General features: G+C 63.9%; 17 protein-coding genes and 1 pseudogene. 13 read left to right on the top strand and 5 right to left on the bottom strand.

The features are described from left to right. The first annotated feature begins 6 nt into the window (after positions 1 to 6). Positions 7 to 2,151, top strand: a complete 2,145-nt coding sequence (locus CWC38_RS12000) for a hypothetical protein (protein WP_124106129.1) — start codon at positions 7 to 9, stop codon at positions 2,149 to 2,151. Between the two features lie 133 nt (positions 2,152 to 2,284). Here the strand turns inward: CWC38_RS12000 and CWC38_RS00180 are convergent. From CWC38_RS00180 to CWC38_RS00170, 4 genes and pseudogenes are all read right to left on the bottom strand, one after another. Beyond that, positions 2,285 to 3,269: pseudogene (locus CWC38_RS00180) on the bottom strand (ISL3 family transposase); the annotation flags it as partial. Between the two features lie 21 nt (positions 3,270 to 3,290). After that, positions 3,291 to 4,145 carry an IS3 family transposase gene (locus tag CWC38_RS00175; protein ID WP_439108820.1) on the bottom strand — a complete coding sequence of 285 codons (855 nt, stop codon included), beginning with the start codon at positions 4,143 to 4,145 and terminating at the stop codon, positions 3,291 to 3,293. Between the two features lie 166 nt (positions 4,146 to 4,311). Then, the gene (locus tag CWC38_RS12690; protein WP_439108819.1) at positions 4,312 to 4,524 is read right to left on the bottom strand and encodes a hypothetical protein; all 213 of its coding nucleotides are present in this window, start codon (positions 4,522 to 4,524) and stop codon (positions 4,312 to 4,314) included. An 85-nt stretch (positions 4,525 to 4,609) separates the two neighbouring features. Further along, positions 4,610 to 5,245, bottom strand: coding sequence for a hypothetical protein (locus tag CWC38_RS00170; protein WP_121844843.1), 636 nt, complete (start codon positions 5,243 to 5,245; stop codon positions 4,610 to 4,612). Positions 5,246 to 5,488: 243 nt separating this feature from the next. Between CWC38_RS00170 and CWC38_RS00165 the strand changes: the two genes are divergently transcribed. The 7 genes from CWC38_RS00165 (at position 5,489) to CWC38_RS00135 (ending at position 9,466) form a co-directional block, all read left to right on the top strand. Beyond that, positions 5,489 to 6,757: an ATP-binding protein gene (locus tag CWC38_RS00165; protein WP_121844842.1), complete on the top strand. Its 1,269-nt coding sequence runs from the start codon at positions 5,489 to 5,491 to the stop codon at positions 6,755 to 6,757. Between the two features lie 107 nt (positions 6,758 to 6,864). Then, positions 6,865 to 7,185 carry a HigA family addiction module antitoxin gene (locus CWC38_RS00160; RefSeq protein WP_121844841.1) on the top strand — a complete coding sequence of 107 codons (321 nt, stop codon included), beginning with the start codon at positions 6,865 to 6,867 and terminating at the stop codon, positions 7,183 to 7,185. 87 nt (positions 7,186 to 7,272) lie between these two features. Beyond that, entirely contained in the window at positions 7,273 to 7,581 is a 309-nt protein-coding gene (locus CWC38_RS00155; RefSeq protein WP_240624957.1) for a nucleotidyltransferase family protein, read from the top strand. 32 nt (positions 7,582 to 7,613) lie between these two features. Continuing rightward, entirely contained in the window at positions 7,614 to 7,904 is a 291-nt protein-coding gene (locus tag CWC38_RS00150; RefSeq protein WP_338067511.1) for a HepT-like ribonuclease domain-containing protein, read from the top strand. Beyond that, entirely contained in the window at positions 7,901 to 8,644 is a 744-nt protein-coding gene (locus CWC38_RS00145) for a class I SAM-dependent methyltransferase (protein ID WP_121844838.1), read from the top strand. The genes CWC38_RS00150 and CWC38_RS00145 overlap by 4 nt, the downstream gene beginning before the upstream one ends. 26 nt (positions 8,645 to 8,670) lie before the next feature. Next, complete coding sequence (locus CWC38_RS00140) at positions 8,671 to 9,147, top strand: GNAT family N-acetyltransferase (protein WP_121844837.1); 477 nt, start codon at positions 8,671 to 8,673, stop codon at positions 9,145 to 9,147. Between the two features lie 82 nt (positions 9,148 to 9,229). Then, on the top strand, positions 9,230 to 9,466 hold the full coding sequence (locus tag CWC38_RS00135; protein ID WP_124106128.1) for a hypothetical protein: 237 nt from the start codon (positions 9,230 to 9,232) through the stop codon (positions 9,464 to 9,466). A 259-nt stretch (positions 9,467 to 9,725) separates the two neighbouring features. Here CWC38_RS00135 and CWC38_RS00130 read toward each other — a convergent pair. Then, a protein-coding gene (locus CWC38_RS00130; RefSeq protein WP_121844835.1) for an IS5 family transposase occupies positions 9,726 to 10,620 on the bottom strand; the annotation gives its coding sequence in 2 pieces (ribosomal slippage) (positions 9,726 to 10,268 and positions 10,270 to 10,620; 894 coding nt in all). A 228-nt stretch (positions 10,621 to 10,848) separates the two neighbouring features. Here CWC38_RS00130 and CWC38_RS12645 point away from each other — a divergent pair. The 5 genes from CWC38_RS12645 (at position 10,849) to ureE (ending at position 15,597) form a co-directional block, all read left to right on the top strand. Further along, on the top strand, positions 10,849 to 12,489 hold the full coding sequence (locus CWC38_RS12645; RefSeq protein WP_121844834.1) for a S41 family peptidase: 1,641 nt from the start codon (positions 10,849 to 10,851) through the stop codon (positions 12,487 to 12,489). Continuing rightward, positions 12,405 to 12,707 (top strand): urease subunit gamma, encoded by a 303-nt coding sequence (locus tag CWC38_RS00120; RefSeq protein WP_121844833.1) that lies wholly within the window; start codon positions 12,405 to 12,407, stop codon positions 12,705 to 12,707. Before CWC38_RS12645 ends, CWC38_RS00120 begins: the two co-directional genes overlap by 85 nt. An 18-nt stretch (positions 12,708 to 12,725) precedes the next feature. Then, on the top strand, positions 12,726 to 13,157 hold the full coding sequence (locus CWC38_RS00115; protein ID WP_121844832.1) for an urease subunit beta: 432 nt from the start codon (positions 12,726 to 12,728) through the stop codon (positions 13,155 to 13,157). Between the two features lie 84 nt (positions 13,158 to 13,241). Beyond that, positions 13,242 to 14,957 carry an urease subunit alpha gene (gene ureC / locus CWC38_RS00110; protein ID WP_121844831.1) on the top strand — a complete coding sequence of 572 codons (1,716 nt, stop codon included), beginning with the start codon at positions 13,242 to 13,244 and terminating at the stop codon, positions 14,955 to 14,957. Positions 14,958 to 15,105: 148 nt separating this feature from the next. After that, positions 15,106 to 15,597 carry an urease accessory protein UreE gene (ureE, locus tag CWC38_RS00105; protein WP_121844830.1) on the top strand — a complete coding sequence of 164 codons (492 nt, stop codon included), beginning with the start codon at positions 15,106 to 15,108 and terminating at the stop codon, positions 15,595 to 15,597. Position 15,598: the final 1 nt, after the last annotated feature.

Raw genomic sequence — 15,598 nt, 5'->3', positions numbered from 1 at the left:
AAAGCAATGGAAATAAACTTCCCAAAGGGGGTTCCCCAAGGTGGTAGCTCGAATGTAGGTGGATTTAATTTGGAAACGAATGGGCTAGCTCGTGAGCGAGAACTCTGGCGCCTGCAAAAGTCCTCCGCACCCGACCTCAAGGTGTCTAAGGAGATCCTTTTCGATCGTGTATTAGACCTTTTAGAGGTTCTCAAAGAGGCAGGGACAGTTCGTCTCGATGAGGCGGCAACGATTTCCGGTAATTCCCAGGGACGCACATGGAGGAGCATCGGATCCCCTTTGGTTGCCATGGGGCTGGTGCAAAATCAGGGTGGAAGATTGGGCCTCTCGCATGAGGGGAGGTCGCTACTCTCCTCGCGATCAAAGGTGGAACTGGCCAGCATACTCGCCTCACGGGTAAGGCTGTTCGGGGAGTTGCTCTTGGCTCTGACTGAACGACCATTGACTACTAAAGAAGCACTCGACTATTTGGTCGAAAAATACCACCTAAGTACTTGGAAATCGGTAGCCAATATTCGCACCAGGACTACCTGGCTGGAAGTTTTGGGCATGGTTGAATGGCTTCCTGAAAATAAACTGGGTGCAACACAGCTAGGCCGGACAGTGGTTTCAGATTGGCAATTGGTGAGCCCCGTAGCTACCTATTTTGAAGAATCTGATTCAAACATAAAAATTCCCCCCGCGCCCGCTGAGGTGCAGGCGCTGTTGGACAACCTGCGCGACCATCCAGAGGCGCACGCCAGTCGGAATACCTACAATATTTGGGTGCCGAGCCCTGCGTCTGACCCATGCAAAATTGAGAACATGCAAACGTGCGTTAGTTTTGCGCTCGATCCAATTTCCCGCGAAGAACTACTGGCCTTCATTTCTACAAGGTTTGGTCTTAAGCGCAGCAGCGTGGACTCCATGATGCCTTTCATGCGAGCTGCGGGCTTAATCCAAGAAGTGAGGCGCGGCATTTATACAGCAACTCCTGCAGCCGCTGCTTGGATTAGGTCCGGTTCGTATATTGATTTTGTGCGCATCCTTCACGGCCATATGAGGTTCGTCGGAGAAATCTTGGTTTTCGCCAAGGACGGGGTGCCGCGAGCTGGTGTGTACGAAAGAAGCACCCAGTTTGGTATGAATCGTGAAAAATCTCGATGGATAATTAATTTCCTTGTAGAGGCTGGACTGCTCGTTGAATCCTCATACTCCTCGATACGAACAACATCGCTGGGGCGGCTATTCGTCGAAGACCTCCCGGTTTCGGAACCGACCGAAACCGCTTCCCCGGCTGAACCCCTAGTTGCCGGCCTTCAGCAGGGCAAACCTGATGACTCCCGAAATGACTCAATAGCGGTAGCAGCATTGGACGTGAAAAAGTGCGGAGTCGACCCTGGCGCCGGTCGCCGTGGGGCAGGTTCGGCACTGGAATTCGCGATTGAACGAATGTTTTCTCTGGTCGGGTTTGAGGCTAAAAAAATTGGCGGGTCAGGTGATACGGATGTTGTAGTTAGATGGACCGAGGAAAGTGGCGACATTCGTACAGCTATAATTGATGCCAAATCCACGTCATCGGGAGTCATATCGCATACGAGCGTAAGTGACGTGGCAATTAGTTCTCACCAGAAGAAGCACTCCGCGGATTATGTTGCCATCGTCGCTCCAGGGTTTGCTGAAGGCACGTTGACGGAGATCGCCTCACGCAAATCGTGGAGTTTGATTTTGACTGAGGAGCTCGCTGAACTTCTGGAGGCTGCTTTTTACCTCGGCCTGCCGACGAGCGTTATAGCACATATCTTCCGGGCGCCTAACGGTCCTCGCCAACTTGCAGAAGTGATCGAAACTTATCGTCGGAATAATGATATTATAAAGCTTATAATACATCGGGTCTGCGAAGAGTGGGACAATGCCGAGCCCGTGTCCGCCCGGGACATATCGCTTATTGAGAGGAATTCAAGTATTGCGCCCACTGTTGATGAATTAGTGGCTGGATTTGAAACTCTGACAGTGTCTGCAGCTGGTGCGCTGGAGGTGGTGGAGGAGATTCCAGATCCAAAGCACCGGACATATCGGCCGGGCGAAATTCAGGCCACAGTGAATAGGCTGAGGACGTTGGCTGATTCCTTAGAATATGGCGCATTTGGGCTCCCCTCGATTTGGGATTAGAGGCGCGGTGGTGTGTCGATTGCGCTAGGTTTCAGCGGAGACTCACTGGGAGGGGCCGAGATCGTTGGCTACCATTGACAAAATCGCGCCGATCCACCCAGGGGAAGTTCTCGTGAAAGACCTTATCGGCTCTTCAGAGCTGAGTGTGGGGTGAGGCATCGAGCCCACCGGTGATGAGCAGCATCCGCAGTCGGTAGTGCTCAAAGTTGCGGAAGCCACGCGCGATACGACGCCCGAGCTCGATGATGTCGTTGATGGCCTCGGTGCCACCGTTGCTCGCCCCGCCGGTGTCGAAGTGCGCCAGGAACGCGGTCCTCCAGCGGCGTAGTGTCTTACGCAGTCTGTCGATCTCCCCGATCGGGCACCCTGGCAGCTTGTCGATCAGTTGCTCGGCCAGGCGCCGGCCCTGAGCAGGCGTGGGCTGGTGGAAGACATCGCGCAGGTCCTGGCAACACTGGTAGGCGACACTCGACGGCCACATGATCCGGGTGCACAGCGAACGCTGCAGTGAGCCGGGCCCGTTGGCGCGGGGTGAGGCGTTCGCGCCCGGCTCGGAGAATATGGCGGATCCCGTAGAGTGGGTCGCCCTTGCGTCGTCGGTGTCCGAGAGTCTCTTGCTGGATCCGGCGGCGGACGTCATCAGCCGCTGCCCCTGCGAGCTTGACGATGTGGAAGGCATCCAGCACACACATGATGTCTTCGAGCTGGTCGTCGATCGCGTTCTTGAAGCCCTGGAACGGGTCCAGCGTCGCGATCTCGACCCGGTGGCGGAACATCTCGCCGCGCTCGTCCAACCAGTCGCGGTAGACCTTGCCGGATCGCCCCGGGACCAGGTCGAGAAGCCTGGCGGTGGGGTGGGGGCCTCGCGTCGGATCGACCATCCCGATGAGCTCCTCCGGGCCTCGGCGGCGCGGGTCGCGGTGGTGCCAGATGTGCTCATCCACACCCAGAACCTGCATGCCATCGAACCTGGAGGGATCACCCGCGGCCTGGGGCAGGACGGGCTGGATCCGGGACCAGAGCGTGTTCCAGATGGTGCCGAGCTGCCGGGCCAGGCCTTGAATCGTCGCGCCCTCGCGCCGGAGCTGACCGATCGCCCACCGGATCGCACGTGAAGCGCCCTGGGTTTCGTTCCGTGGTTATAACGCAACGGGCGCTACGTCGTGATTGAGATTGTAAGCGGTTTCCGCCTCGACCGGAGTGGCGTATCCGAGTGCCTCGTGCAGCCGGGTCGTGTTCCACCAGTGGACCCAACTCATCGTGGCCAGCTCGACCGCCTCGGTGGACTCCCATACCCGTTTCGCGTGGGTGAGTTCGGCTTTGTAGAGCCCGTTGACCGTCTCGGCCAGGGCGTTGTCGTAGGAATCCTCGACTGTGCCCACCGAGGCGCTGACTCTGGCGGTGATCAGCGCATCCGAGTAGGCCAGACTGACGTACTGGCTGCCCCGGTCGCTGTGGTGTATCAATCCCCGGTTGCCTCGACTGGCGCCGGTGTTCAGCAGGGCATATTCCAGGGCCAGTAACGGCAACCCCACGGTGTGTAGTGAGGCGGAGACTGCCCAGCCCACGATCTTGCGGGTGAACACGTCGGTGACGAATGCCGTGTAGCAGAACCCGCCCAGGGACCTGACGTAGGTGATGTCCGCGACCCACAACTGGTGCGGGCGTTGAGCAACGAATCTGCGTTCGACGAGGTCCGGGCGGGTGTCCGGGGCCGCACCAGCACGGGTGGTCACGGGCTTGCGCCCGCGCCGGACCTCGTGGAGGCCGGCTGTTTTCATCAGGCGTGCGATCTGGTCCCGCCCTTTATTCCAGCCGGCACGGCGCATGGCCTGGTGCATCTTCCGCGCCCCGTACACACCATAGTTCTGGGCATGGATCCGGTGAACCTCGGGCAGCAAAAGCTCCTCCCGCAGGGCGCTGGCCGATGGTGGTCTCGTTTTCGAGGCCCGATGGCCGCGGGAGATGATGAATCCACACTCCGTCGCACCCATGGTGCGGCAGATGGCCTCGACCGGCGAACTGATCCCGGTGTTCGTCGATGAACCAGGTCATCTCGTTGTGGGGTGCCTCGAGTTACGCTGCGAAAAAAGCCGAGGCCTCGCGCAGGATCTCATTCGCCCGGCGCAGCTCGAGGTTCTCTCGCCGTAGCCTCTGGATCTAAGTGGCCTTGGAAGTGCTCAACCCGGGGGCGGCACCGTGATCGATACGGTTCTGGTTCCACCAGTTCTGCAATGTACGGGTGGAGATCCCGCCGAGGGCTCCGCCCACGGCGGTACAGGCGACCCAGCCCGAGCACTGTTCAGCCTGGATTCGTTCCTCGATGAGCTGCAGGGCGCGGGCCTTGAACTCGGGACTGTACTTCTGTGGCATGATCCGATCCTCCTTGAGGAAGTAGCTCGGAACGAAACCCAGGGCGCTTCACAAGATCGATCAAGTGACACTCGCTCGTAGCGAGTCAACCGAGGTCGAGGTCGCCGTTGAGCCACTCGTATGTGCGTTGCTTGTCCGCCGTGGGGTCGTCGTTGACGACTGATGAGAGATACCGGTCAAAAGCATCCTCCGACGGTGAGTGAGTGTCCGCAGGGACGTCAGTGTCGTCGTCCATAGCGACAGCCGCCGTCCCGGTGACAAAGAGGGATGTGAAGAGACGCGCGGTACCCAGAAGCTCTGCGAGTTGGGCACAGGTCTGTTCAGTCCGCGTCCTGATGGCTCCTCGTAGAAGCCCGCTGCTCGTCTCGGGCCACGCGGTGTCGCAGACACCTTCAGCCTCGGAGTAGCGAGCGAGCTCGATGGTTGTGATTGTGGGGCGGACCTCGCCGACCAGATCAGGGTTCGTCTCGAGATCGGCGTTCAGACCTGAGAGTACTTGCTGGAAAAGATCGTAGAGTCGGCCGAGTGCCGCGAGCGTCATGAGGCTACGGGGGTAGTCGGGGTCGTCTTCATCAATTTGCGCGGGGACGTCGCCAGCGCGGGCGAGGACTCCCCAGGCCCAGGGGATCCATCCTTGGTCGTCGCGGAAGTCCATGCCCTCGGTGATTATCTCGAGCAGGTGCTCAGGGATCGAGGCTGGGGTATCGGGTGCGGTGCTCATGGAGTCTCCGTCCGTCTCTGGCTGGCCAATGTTGAGCATCGCACACGGGGCCGACACGTAGAAGGCTGAGGGACCAGGAGCAGTCCCGATCTACGGGTACTAAGGGGGCGTGGGTCGTGACCCTAGCCGGTCGAAACGCGACGTCCATGAAGGTGGCCAGGTTGCGGCAATGCAGTGGCGTTCTGCTTAATTTGGAGCATGCGTTTCGCCTAGTTAGACATCTGCTAATGGTATGGTTCAGCCATGTCGTACACCCGTCGCATCGTGGACCTCGAGCTGGATGACCTCTTTGGAGGGGTGGCGGCCCTCGCGCTGGACGGCCCCAAGGCCGTAGGCAAGACCACGACGGCGGAACAACGGGCGGCTGGGCTGGTGAAGCTGGACTCCAAAGCCGTTCGCGAGCCCGTCGTAGCGGATCCGCAGATCATCCTCCGCCGTCCTCGCCCGCTCCTCGTCGATGAGTGGCAGAAGGTGCCGGAGGTGTGGGACGTCGTTCGCCGTGCCGTGGATGAGGATGCCGCAGGCGGGCAGTTCCTTCTGACCGGTAGCGCGAGTCCGCAGGACGGGACCGTGCAGCACTCGGGAGCCGGTCGGATCGGCCGCCTGCGCATGCGTCCCATGACGCTCGCGGAGCGTGGTCTGGTTACGCCGACCGTGAGCCTTGCTGCTGTTCTGGCGGAACGTGATGCCATCCAGGGTGAGTCGACGATGGGGCTGCCCGAATACGTGGAGGAAATCGTCGCCTCGGGTTTTCCGGGGATGCGCGGCTTGAGCTCCCGCGCCCGGGGCTTTCAGCTCGACTCCTACCTGCGCAATGCTGTGGAGCGCGACGTGCCAGAGCAGGGCCTGGCGGTCCGTCGCCCGGAGGCCATAATGGCCTGGCTGCGAGCGTATGCTTCCGCCACTTCGACGACGGCGAGCTACTCCCAGATTCTCGATGCGGCGACCCCTGGTCACAGCGACAAGCCGGCACGGGCGACCGCCGAGTCCTACCGCCAGGTGCTCGCCTCGTTGTGGCTTCTCGACCCTGTGCCGGCCTGGACCCCGACCGGCAGTCCGATGACTCGCCTCGGGCAGGCTCCGAAGCACAACCTGGCGGATCCTGCTCTTGCAGCTCGCCTCCTCGGCCTGGGCGCTGATGCACTGCTGGGCGGCAAAGGGGAGCCACTTCGTCCCCAGGCGGGTTCCATGCTAGGGATGCTCTTCGAATCGTTGGTGACATTGTGCGTCCGTGTCGCTGCCCAGGCCGCAGAGGTCGACATCGCACACCTGCGGACGCGCAACGGCGACCACGAGGTGGACCTCGTGGTCGTGCGGCCCGACGGTGGCGTTGTCGGCGTGGAGGTGAAACTCGCGGCGGGTGTCAGCGACTCCGACGGCAAGCACCTGCGCTGGCTGCGCGACCAGCTGGGATCACGTTTCGTGGATGGTCTGATCATCACGACGGGTCCAACTGCCTACCGGCGAAGGGACGGCGTCGCCGTGGTGCCGCTCGCCCTGTTTGGCCCCTGAGGTAGGGATCGGCCAGAGCCGAATAGGCTGAGCGCGTGGTAGGGATTGAGGTCAGCCCATGGGACAGGTGGTGCCCGGAATGGGGCGGATCAATGGAGGTGCGGACAATGTCGAACTCGTCGACTACCACCGAGGCGGACCTGATCGAGCCGATCCACCCGGGAGAAGTCCTGATGGAGGACTTCCTCGAAGGATTCGGCATCACGCCGAACAAGCTCGCCGTCTCCATCGGGGTGCCTCCTCGGTGGATCAATGGGATCGTGCACGGCAAGCGGGGGATCACCGCGGACACGGCCCGCCGTTTGGCACGCTATTTCGGAACCTCGGCGGAGTTCTGGCTCAACCTGCAGAGCCTCTACGAGTTGGACTGCGCGGAAGACCGGGCGGGGGAGCGCATTGCGGCGATTACGCCGCTCGCCGTGGTGTGACTTTCGAGCTACCTACGGCCTAGCTTCCTTCAACAAGGCGCACGGCGTCCTGTACCGCTGTCCTCCTTGCCATGGGACACTGGGCGCATGAGCCAGACCATGAGCCTCGACCTGGAGGCGATCAGCCGTGCGGCAGCACGTCATGGTGTCGCAGAGCTGGAGCTGTTCGGGTCAGCGGTCGCCGGTGACTTCACTACTGACAGCGACGTCGATTTTCTGGTCGACTTCCTGCCCGATCGTGCGGATCCATTCGAGGACTTCAGCGGTCTCCATGATGAGCTCTGCCGGATAGTTGAACGCGACGTCGACCTGGTCGTCAAGCGCGCCATCCGAAACCCGTACTTCAGGGAGTCGGCACTGGCGCATACGGAGACCGTCTATGTTGCCCACCTCTAAAGCACACCTCTGGGGGTGCTCGCGAAGCTTGTCTGGCGATTCTCTCCTCCGTGGGCGGCATCGATAGGAATGAGTTTCAGGCCAACCTGCTGGTGCAGTCGGCCGTGGAACGCCAGCTGGAGATTCTGGGAGAAGCGTTGAACCGACTGCGGCGGACGGATCCGGAGACCGCTGCGGAGGTGCCTGACCTTGGCCGAATCATCGGCATGCGCAATGTCATCGCGCACGATTATGGCGTGGTGGACCATGCGATTGTGTGGTCGGTCGTTGACTCACGCTTAGCCTCCCTCGCGGTTCAGCTGGCTGAACTTCTCGAATCATGAGCTACGACAATCCCCACCTCGTGGCGGTCTACGACATCGACAATCCGGATGGGCCGGATCACGACTTCTTCCGGGAGCTGGCCACGAACAGTGGTTCTACGGAGATCACCGACCTGGGCTGCGGTACAGGCCTGCTCACGGTGACGCTTTGCGGTCCCGGCCGGGAAGTCACGGGGATTGATCCATCCTCCGCCATGCTCGAGCAGGCGCGTACCCGGCAGGGCGGTGACCGGGTGCAGTGGATTCAGGGCACCTCTGAGCAGATCTCCTCGAACAGCGCCGACATGGTGGTGATGAACGGCAACGTGGCGATGCACATTCTCAACGCGCAGTGGCAGACCGCGCTGTCCGACATTGCCAGGGGTCTCCGTCCCGGAGGCCTTCTCGCCTTCGAAAGCCGCAACCCCGCGGCTCGCGCTTGGGAGAAGTGGCAGCAGGAAGCGTCCTGGCGGGAGACGCCCGCCGGCATCCTGCGGGAGTCGTTGAGGACCGATCCGCCCGGCGAGGACGGCGTGGTGGTCATGCACAGTACCTACGAGTTCGACAACGGTTCCGTGGCGAACGACGACCAACGATTGCAGTTCCGAAGCCGTGAACGGATTGTCGAGGACCTTTCGATGGCGGGACTGAACGTCACGGCCGTGTATCGGGACTGGAATGGGGCACCATTCACCGGGGGCGCAGATCAGCCGCTCATGGTGTTCGTCGCCGCCCGGCGCGAGGGACTGGACCGTGACTGATTCGCTGTCATCGACAGGAGGTTTCTATGGCGAGGGGTGAATGGCGCGCAGAACGGGACGGCCAGGTTCCCGAGGACCTGTCTCGACTGCTGGGGACGGTTCCCGAGTGGTTTGGCCGGGATGAGGAAAACGCCAAGTACATCGACGCCGCACGCAGCAAGGAGACGTGGACCGTTCGCGATCCCTCATGGCGGGTCGTCGGTGTGACGCTTGTGGACCGTCACTTTCCCCATGTCGTCGAAATCCATCTCACTGTGGTGGACCGGAGCGTCCACGGTCATGGAGTGGGCTCCGCGATGCTGGATGCTGTCGAAACCAATTCCAGAGCACGTGGGGTGAAGCTCCTGGAGGTCAAAACTCTTGGCCCCTCGCACCCGGACCCTGGATACGCTCGCACGAGAAAATTCTATGAGAGGTGTGGGTTTCTCCCCGTGGAGGAAACCGCCCTGTGGGGCGAGGGAACTCCCTGTCTGATCATGGTGAAACCACTGGGCACCACGTAACTCAAGGAGTCGCCTGGAGATCCGTGTGGACGCGCTAGGGGCGTTGCTTGGAAGAATATAATGGGAGTCAGCGTCTCAGCGGGTGGACGACCTGATCGACATGCATCTGGGCAGGCCGAAAGGAACGTTAACCCCCATGGCAAAGGCCCTCAAAGACTTCGTGGCGGAGCATCCAGTAGATCGTGAGCGCGTCGAAGGGTACAAGGAACGGATGCTGTCAGACGCCCACGCCTACAGGCTTCGTGAGCGGCTGGGGGCGGGTGGGCTGCCCCAAGCGCCACTGGCCCAGCGCGACGGCGTCGGCCGACGGCAGAGCTGAGGCTGACGCCTGCCGCTCTCGGATTACGTGGGCCATCATTTTTCGTAGATGCTGACCCACAGCCGCTCCAGGACCTGGCGGTCTTCGACGTGGTGGAATCCCAGGCGCTCGTAGAGGCGCCGCGCGGGATGGTTGTCCCGTCCCGTCGCAACCACCGTGGCTCCTGCGCTCACCGAGCGGACGAGCGCGCCGGCCAGGCCCGGCGGTAGCGAGAAGGGGCCACGACGGGTCGTTCGATGTCTCACTGGCCGTCGGGGCACTAGGGCGTGTCTGACAAAGCCTTCGCCCAGGTGATGACGGAGTGCAGGATGATGGCGGCGCGGTAGGTCACAGCGTGTTTGTCGTACCGGGTCGCGATGGCGCGCCATTGTTTGAGCTGGCAGTAGCTGCGTTCGATGACGTTGCGGTTCTTGTAGTCGTCGGCGTCAAGGCTGACGGGCCTGCCCCCGCGTGAGCCGCGCCGTCGCCGGTGGCCTTCCTGGTCCTCGGGTTCGGGAATGACGGCCTTGATCCCGCGGGAGCGTAGGTGCGCGCGGATCGCTCGTGAGGAGTAGGCCTTGTCGCCCCGAAGCGCGTCGGGCCGGGTGCGGGGGCGTCCTACCGCCCGTGCCACGCGCAGCTGGTCCATGAGCGGAATGAGCATCGGCGAATCGCCTGCTTGTCCGGGAGTCAGCAGTGTGACCAGGGATCTTCCGTGGCCGTCGACGAGTTGGTGGATCTTCGTTGACAGCCCGCCGCGTGAGCGGCCCACGGCGTGTTCAGGCGGCTCGAGGCCCGGATTCTTGTAGTTCGATCCAGCCCCCTGTGAGGCGGGTGGTGTTCGTTGCGTGCTGGTGGGCGCGCGCGATCGTCGAGTCGACCGACAACGACCAGTCGATCAGACCTGCCGCGTCAGCAGCAGTAGTTAGTTCGGCGTGGATGCGGTCCCAGGTTCCGTCATCGGCCAGGCGCCGGTGCCAGGTCCATACCGTTTGCCACGGCCCGTACACCGTGGGTAGATCGCGCCAGGCGATGCCGGTGCGGTAGCGGTACACGATGCCCTCAACCATCGTGCGCGCGTCGGAGAACTTGCGGCCCGGCTTGCCCGTCGGGCGGGGCAGCAACTGCGCGATCAGTGACCACTGGGCATCCGAGAGAACCTGAAAACGTGACACGTCCTGATCGTTTCAGACCCCGCGACTAACCTTTGTCAGACACGCCCTAGCCACAGGCGTCAGCCGCCCATTGGTTTCCCACAGGGGATCGGAGCCCGTGCAGCGGGGCGAGCTCGGGCGTCGTCCAGGCATGCTGGTTCCCCGATTCTGCGTGAGGACGTGGCGACGGCCGGTCGTTGGACGCTGTGGCATCGGGTGTGGGCCTGTGCACGCGGGCATCATGTCCTCATGTCCCTGCAAGGCATCGCAGCCAACCGGCCCTTTCACATCGACTTCCCCGCCAGTTTGGTGGACGGTGCAACTTTGGCGCTGCTTGTCCAGGAACGTCACGAGCTCGAGGCCGTTCTCGGCGTGCCCGTGGTGTTCTCGGAGCCGCCCGGAGGATGTTTCCGGTGGGTGGCAGAACGGGTTGAACCCGGAGAAGTGCCCTCGCTGGCCTGGGACGCCGGGAGTGGCCGCCTTGTCAGTCGGGCGGCTGACAGCAACGGGCTCATGGCTACGTTCAGTCTGCTGCAAACCCTCGCGCACTCACCGGGCCCGCAGGTTTCTGCAACTCCTGCGGGCACGATCGACGAGGCAATCGAGCGCATCCGCACGGAGTGTGAGACCAGCTACCCGTACTTCACCCTGCGCGGACTGGACTGGGGCGCCCTGTGCGCCGATGTGATGGAGGACCGGCCCCGCACCTGGGAGGAGTTCATCCCCTGGGCTTCGCGCTGGGTGGCCCGGCTCGGCGATGCGCACACTGCCGTCCTTGATCACGACGCCGGAGTCTTCCACCCCCTCTACACCGCAGAGCTGCACGCGAACGGGGCCACGATGATCGAGGTGCCCCAGACATCGGCGGCCTTCGCTGCCGGTGTCCGCGTCGGATGGGTGGTGCAGATCGACGATCCTGCTCACTGGTTGAGAACAGTGGGTGCGTCTCCGCAGCAGCACCGGAGGATGGCGGCTCGCCGCGCCATGGCTTTCAACGGGCCCGAGCGCAGCTTCGGCGCAACGGATCCACGCACGTGCCGGTCGGTGACCTGGGTGGAGCGGGCGGTGCCGCACGCGCTCGAGCAGCTCATGACGGTGCGGAAGAACCGGGCTGGGGACGCCGTGGTCGTCCTGAGGGCCTTTGACCCGTCCGCGGGCATTGAATGCGTCCTCGACGAAGTGTGCGCTGCGGCCACACAGCGCCAGCACATGGTGCTCGACCTGCGTGGAAACGTGGGCGGTGACATCATGCTCGCCGGTCGAGTGCGGGACCGCTTCCTCAGGACCAGGACCATGGTGGGTAGCGCCGCATTCACGGATGGCCGCGGAGGGTTGTCGGAGCCGCAGCCACGCTGGGCCGAGCCCCCCGTCCACGGCGCGTGGCCCGGCACCCTCACCGTCAGGGTCGATGCCTCCACCTACAGCGCTGCGGAGGACTTCCTGGTGGGTGTGAAGGGCCTCGACCACGTCGCGGTCGTGGGGGAGCGCACCGGCGGGGGGCAGCGGCCGCCCGCGCACCGTCCCCCTGGGGCCCGGTTGCAGTCTCCGGATCAGCACGGCCATCACCTACGACCGACTGGGCAATCCTGTGGAGTTCCACGGAATTGCCCCCGACCGCTGTTCCGGTACGGACTGAGAAACGCGCGACTCCGCGAAGGACGACGGATCCCGGTGGACCTGAATGTTCTCGATGTCACAGCAGCTCACCCCGGTTGTGGAGGTAGGCTAACCAAGTTCGCGTACCGAGGGGGTAGCCCGCCTCTGACGAGCAATGGAACGAGCGGATCAACCGGAGGGGACCAGGCATGCATCTGCAGCCCAAGGATCAGGAGAAGCTTCTGGTGGTGGTCGCCGCCGACCTCGCGCGCAGGCGCCAGGCGCGGGGGCTGAAGCTGAACTATCCCGAGGCCATCGCGATCATCACCTACGAGCTCCTGGAGGGCGCGCGTGACGGTCGGACGGTGGCTGAGCTGATGAGCTGGGGAAGCACCATCCTCACCCGCGAGGACGTCATGGAGGGCGTCCCGGAGATGATCCCGGACGTCCAGGTGGAAGCCACGTTCCCGGACGGCACCAAGCTCGTGACCGTCCACGACCCCATTCGCTGACCCCCGCGAGGAGCACCCATGACACCCGGAGAGTACGTGCTGGCGGACGCGCCCGTCGTCTGCAACGAGGGCCGTGAGGCCATCACCATGGAGGTTCTCAACCGCGGGGACCGCCCCGTGCAGGTGGGCTCCCACTTCCACTTCGCGGAGGCCAACCGGGCCCTGCAGTTCGACCGCGACCGGGCCGTGGGACACCGCCTGGACATCCCCGCGGGCACCGCGGTCCGCCTGGAACCGGGCGACTCCACCACGGTGCGTCTGATCCCCCTGGACGGGGACCGCATCGTCCACGGTTTCCGGGATCTCATGGACGGGCCCCTGGACGCCCACGAGCCCGCCTCCCTGGACGACGACGCCGCAGCCGTCACCCCCGCGCGCCACCGCTCCGCGGCGGGGGACGCCCCGAAGCCGCTGCGCCAGCGGGGCGGCTTCTCCAACGAGACCCGCTGACCCCGTCCGGCCCACACCCGTCCGGCCCACCGGACGGCACGACGTCGAACAGCACGATGAACACGCAGAACAAGAAGGTCAACCATGAGCTTTGAGATGAGCAGGGACCAGTACGCGAGCCTGTACGGGCCCACCACGGGGGATGCGATCCGTCTGGCGGACACCGAGCTGTTCGCGCGCGTCGAGAAGGACCTCACGACCCCCGGTGAGGAGGCCGTGTTCGGCGGCGGCAAGGTGGTCCGCGACGGCATGGGCCAGAACGGCCAGCTCGTGCGGGACGTGGGGATCCCGGATCTGGTGATCACGAACGTGGTGGTGATCGACTGGACGGGGATCTACAAGGCGGACGTGGCGGTGCGGGACGGCCACATCCAGAAGATCGGCAAGGCCGGCAACCCCCACATCATGGACGGCGTGGACATCGTGATCGGTGTGGCCACGGACGTGGTCGCCGGCGAGGGCAAGATCCTCACCGCGGGTGGGATCGACTCGCACATCCACTTCATCAGCCCGGACCAGATCGAGACGGCGCTGGTCTCCGGGATCACCACCATGATCGGCGGTGGCACGGGCCCGAGCGAGTCCTCCAAGGCCACCACCATCACCCCCGGCGAGTGGAACATCCACAACATGCTGCGCTCCTTCGAGGAGTTCCCCATGAACTTCGGGCTGCTCGGCAAGGGCCACGGCTCGTCCATCTCACCCATGGCGGAGCAGATCAGGGCGGGTGCGATCGGACTGAAGGTGCACGAGGACTGGGGAGCCACGCCGTCGTCCATCAACACGTCCCTGCAGGTCGCGGACGAGTACGACGTCCAGGTGGCGATCCACACGGACACCCTCAACGAGGCCGGGTTCGTGGAGGACACCCGCGCGGCCATCGCCGGACGGGTGATCCACACGTTCCACACGGAGGGCGCGGGCGGCGGTCACGCCCCGGACATCATCGAGCTGGCGCAGGACCCGAACATCCTCCCGGCGTCCACCAACCCCACGCTGCCGTACACGCGCAACACCATCGAGGAGCACCTGGACATGCTCATGGTGTGCCACCACCTCAACCCGGACATCCCGGAGGACGTGGCGTTCGCGGACTCGCGCATCCGCAAGGAGACCATTGCCGCGGAGGACGTGCTGCAGGACATGGGCATCTTCTCCATGACGTCCTCGGACTCGCAGGCCATGGGCCGCGTGGGTGAGGTGGTGCTGCGCACGTGGCAGGTGGCGGACTCCATGAAGCGCCAGCGCGGGCAGCTGCCCGAGGACGAGGGCTCGGTGGGGGACAACCACCGCATCAAGCGCTACATCTCCAAGTACACGATCAACCCGGCCATCGCCCACGGCGTCTTCCACGCGGTGGGCTCCGTGGAGGAGGGCAAGTTCGCGGACCTCGTGCTGTGGGAGCCCAAGTTCTTCGGGGTCAAGCCGGACCTGATCATCAAGGGCGGCCAGATGGTCCACGGGGTGATGGGCGATCCGAACGCGTCCATCCCCACCCCGCAGCCCCGCTGGTACCGCAAGGCGTTCGGCGCGTACGGCAAGGCGGCCGCGCGCTCGTCCATCACGTTCATGTCCCAGGCCTCCATCCAGGCGGGCGTGCCGCGCTCGCTCGGTCTGGAGAAGGTGGTGCGTGAGTGCCGGGACATCCGCTCCCTCACCAAGGCGGACATGAAGTTCAACGGCGAGACGCCGCAGCTGCGCGTGGACCCGGAGACGTACGAGGTGCGCGTGGACGGCACGCCCGTCACGTGCGAGCCCCGCACGGAGCTGCCGCTCGCCCAGCGCTACTTCCTGTTCTGAGGCCCCGGCGGCGCGGCGGCGTCGTCGTACCGGCACCCCCGGAGGACGACGACGCCGCACGGCCCCTCGGCGGGCCGCGGCACCCTCCCACCTGGCCGGCAGGCAACCAGGCACCTTCAGAACCACTGCAATCGACGGAAGGAGACCCATGATCGTCACCGAGATCCTGGGCAACATCCACGACGCCTCCGGCCAGGAGCTCGTGGCCGGGCGGCACGTGGAGAAGGTGGTGCTGCCCAGTGCGGAACTGGTCAAGCGCATCCAGCGCCTCACCACGGACCACGGCCACGAGCTGGGACTGCGGCTGCCCGCGAAGGCGCCGGACCTGAAGGACGGGGACGTGCTGTCCGTGGCGGGCGGCCCGCAGGACGGCAACGCCGTGGTGGTCCAGGTGCTCCCCACGGACGTGCTGGTGATCGGGGCCCGGTCCATCGTGGAGATGGCGTTCGTGGCGCACAGCCTGGGCAACCGACACCTGCAGGCGCAGTTCTTCGGGCCGGAGAGCGAGTACGAGGCCGAGGTGATGGTGGTGCAGTACGACCACACGGTGCAGGACTTCCTGGACCACCACGAGGTGCCGTACTCGCGCCAGGAACGGGTCATGCCCGTGCCGTTCCGCCACGCCGAGCACACGCACTGAT

The sequence above is a fragment of the Kocuria tytonicola genome, from assembly GCF_003687455.1.
GTDB classification, from domain to species: Bacteria; Actinomycetota; Actinomycetes; order Actinomycetales; family Micrococcaceae; genus Kocuria; species Kocuria tytonicola.
Note: the sequence above shows the minus strand (reverse complement) of the source record. Positions and strands in the feature narration are given on the sequence as shown.